Raw genomic sequence first — 3,062 nt, 5'->3', positions numbered from 1 at the left:
TGCTCTTTGACAAGTGAAGAAAGAAAGAGAAGCGTAGGCGGCGGTGTCCTTGCGCTGGTCTTCGGACCAGACGGAACAAGACATCGACCTGTTCTATGCTTTGGTGAGTACACCGCTTCGGCTTTGGCCGGAGTGAGATGGACTCTGTCAATTTGCGTAGAGTGACAGTCGAGATCGAATTCTCTTGAAACTTGAGAGTTTGATCCTGGCTCAGAACGAACGCTGGCGGCAGGCTTAACACATGCAAGTCGAACGGGCCCTTCGGGGTCAGTGGCAGACGGGTGAGTAACGCGTGGGAACGTGCCCTTCAGTTCGGAATAACCCAGGGAAACTTGGGCTAATACCGGATACGTCCGTAAGGAGAAAGATTTATCGCTGAAGGATCGGCCCGCGTCTGATTAGCTGGTTGGTAGGGTAATGGCCTACCAAGGCGACGATCAGTAGCTGGTCTGAGAGGATGATCAGCCACATTGGGACTGAGACACGGCCCAAACTCCTACGGGAGGCAGCAGTGGGGAATATTGGACAATGGGCGCAAGCCTGATCCAGCCATGCCGCGTGAGTGATGACGGCCTTAGGGTTGTAAAGCTCTTTCGGCGGGGACGATAATGACGGTACCCGCAGAAGAAGCCCCGGCTAACTTCGTGCCAGCAGCCGCGGTAATACGAAGGGGGCTAGCGTTGTTCGGAATCACTGGGCGTAAAGGGCGCGTAGGCGGCTTTGTAAGTCGGGGGTGAAAGCCTGTGGCTCAACCACAGAATTGCCTTCGATACTGCATGGCTTGAGACCGGAAGAGGTAAGTGGAACTGCGAGTGTAGAGGTGAAATTCGTAGATATTCGCAAGAACACCAGTGGCGAAGGCGGCTTACTGGTCCGGTTCTGACGCTGAGGCGCGAAAGCGTGGGGAGCAAACAGGATTAGATACCCTGGTAGTCCACGCCGTAAACGATGAATGCCAGCCGTTGGCGAGCTTGCTCGTCAGTGGCGCAGCTAACGCTTTAAGCATTCCGCCTGGGGAGTACGGTCGCAAGATTAAAACTCAAAGGAATTGACGGGGGCCCGCACAAGCGGTGGAGCATGTGGTTTAATTCGAAGCAACGCGCAGAACCTTACCAGCCTTTGACATGTCCCGTGTGGATCCTGGAGACAGGATCCTTCAGTTCGGCTGGCGGGAACACAGGTGCTGCATGGCTGTCGTCAGCTCGTGTCGTGAGATGTTGGGTTAAGTCCCGCAACGAGCGCAACCCTCGCCCCTAGTTGCCATCATTGAGTTGGGCACTCTAGGGGGACTGCCGGTGATAAGCCGCGAGGAAGGTGGGGATGACGTCAAGTCCTCATGGCCCTTACGGGCTGGGCTACACACGTGCTACAATGGCGGTGACAATGGGCAGCCAACCCGCGAGGGTGCGCTAATCCCAAAAAGCCGTCTCAGTTCAGATTGCACTCTGCAACTCGAGTGCATGAAGGCGGAATCGCTAGTAATCGTGGATCAGAACGCCACGGTGAATACGTTCCCGGGCCTTGTACACACCGCCCGTCACACCATGGGAGTTGGTCTTACCCGACGGCGCTGCGCCAACCGCAAGGAGGCAGGCGACCACGGTAGGGTCAGCGACTGGGGTGAAGTCGTAACAAGGTAGCCGTAGGGGAACCTGCGGCTGGATCACCTCCTTTCTAAGGATGTTCTCTTATGAGATGGCACCTGCCCTCTCTATCGGAACTCTTCAGAACAATCAGGGCCAGTCAGGCCCTAAGATGCGGGACGCTGCCGTCTTCGTTTCTCTTTCTTCTCCGGATACAGTGATCAGGTCACGGGGAGTGGAAACACTGGGTGGAAACACTGGGTGGAAACACTGGGTGACTTGGGATGCGGTTCGGGCCTGTAGCTCAGGTGGTTAGAGCGCACCCCTGATAAGGGTGAGGTCGGACGTTCGAGTCGTCCCAGGCCCACCATTATCGTGTTGCCCTTCGGGCACGGGGCCTTAGCTCAGCTGGGAGAGCGGTAGCTTTGCAAGCTTCAGGTCGTCGGTTCGATCCCGACAGGCTCCACCATTATCCCTTGATCGTTCCGGATGTCCATTGAGCGCCTTGGCGCTCTGGATCTTGTCTGAGGTTCGCGCCTCCCCTCTCGTGGGTGGGATGCGCGGATGTTTGAAATCGTAAAGAGGCGGCATATTCGGCAAGCGGGCGACCTAGTCCCGCGAACCAGCCACGGCCCGCAGCCGTGAGCGCCGGATATGCCTGGCAAGCAAAAATATGTTCTTGGAGCAATCCAAGAACAGGTCTTTCTTGAGATCATGTCCGGTCTTTGCCGAGCGGACATCGATCATGAGAGTAATCAAGTGTCGTAAGAGCATCTGGTGGATGCCTTGGCGCTGAGAGGCGATGAAGGACGTGGTACGCTGCGATAAGTCTTGGGGAGCTGCGAACGAGCGTTGATCCAAGAATCTCCGAATGGGGAAACCCACCTTCGACCCTTTGTACTGTAAGTGCAGGAGCGATCCTGTGTTTGCACTACGAGGGGTCAGATGAAGGTATTAGACCCTGAATCCATAGGGGTTTAAAGCGAACCCAGGGAACTGAAACATCTAAGTACCTGGAGGAAAGGACATCAATTGAGACTCCGTTAGTAGTGGCGAGCGAACGCGGACCAGGCCCATGCCAACCTGATCGTCATCGGAACTGTGTGGAAAAGCAGGCACCACGGGTGATAGCCCCGTACGAGACGGCGTGAGGGTTGGATGTGAGTAGGGCGGGACACGTGCAATCCTGTCTGAACATGGGGGGACCACCCTCCAAGCCTAAGTACTCCTCAGCGACCGATAGTGAACCAGTACCGTGAGGGAAAGGTGAAAAGCACCCCGACGAGGGGAGTGAAACAGTACCTGAAACCGGATGCTTACAAACAGTCGGAGCCCAAGGTTCGTCCTGGGTGACGGCGTACCTTTTGTATAATGGGTCAGCGACTTAAAGTAACGAGCAAGCTTAAGCCGATAGGTGGAGGCGCAGCGAAAGCGAGTCTGAACAGGGCGTTTTTAAGTTCGTTGCTTTAGACCCGAAAC

General features: G+C 55.8%; 2 tRNA genes and 2 rRNA genes (1 of these 4 cut by a window edge). All 4 read left to right on the top strand.

The annotated features are described in order from the left end of the window. Positions 1-187 precede the first annotated feature (187 nt). Positions 188-1,674 (top strand): 16S ribosomal RNA (locus AA309_RS25415). Positions 1,675-1,876: 202 nt separating this feature from the next. Beyond that, positions 1,877-1,953: transfer RNA gene (locus AA309_RS25410), tRNA-Ile, on the top strand. A gap of 23 nt (positions 1,954-1,976) precedes the next feature. Beyond that, positions 1,977-2,052, top strand: a tRNA-Ala gene (locus tag AA309_RS25405). 284 nt (positions 2,053-2,336) lie between these two features. Beyond that, positions 2,337-3,062: ribosomal RNA gene (locus AA309_RS25400) — 23S ribosomal RNA — on the top strand (it continues 2,082 nt past the right edge of the window). The 16S and 23S rRNA genes sit together here with 2 tRNA genes alongside, the layout of an rRNA operon.

This window comes from Microvirga vignae, assembly GCF_001017175.1.
Taxonomy (GTDB): Bacteria; Pseudomonadota; Alphaproteobacteria; order Rhizobiales; family Beijerinckiaceae; genus Microvirga; species Microvirga vignae.
This window is presented reverse-complemented; position numbering and strand designations above follow the sequence as displayed.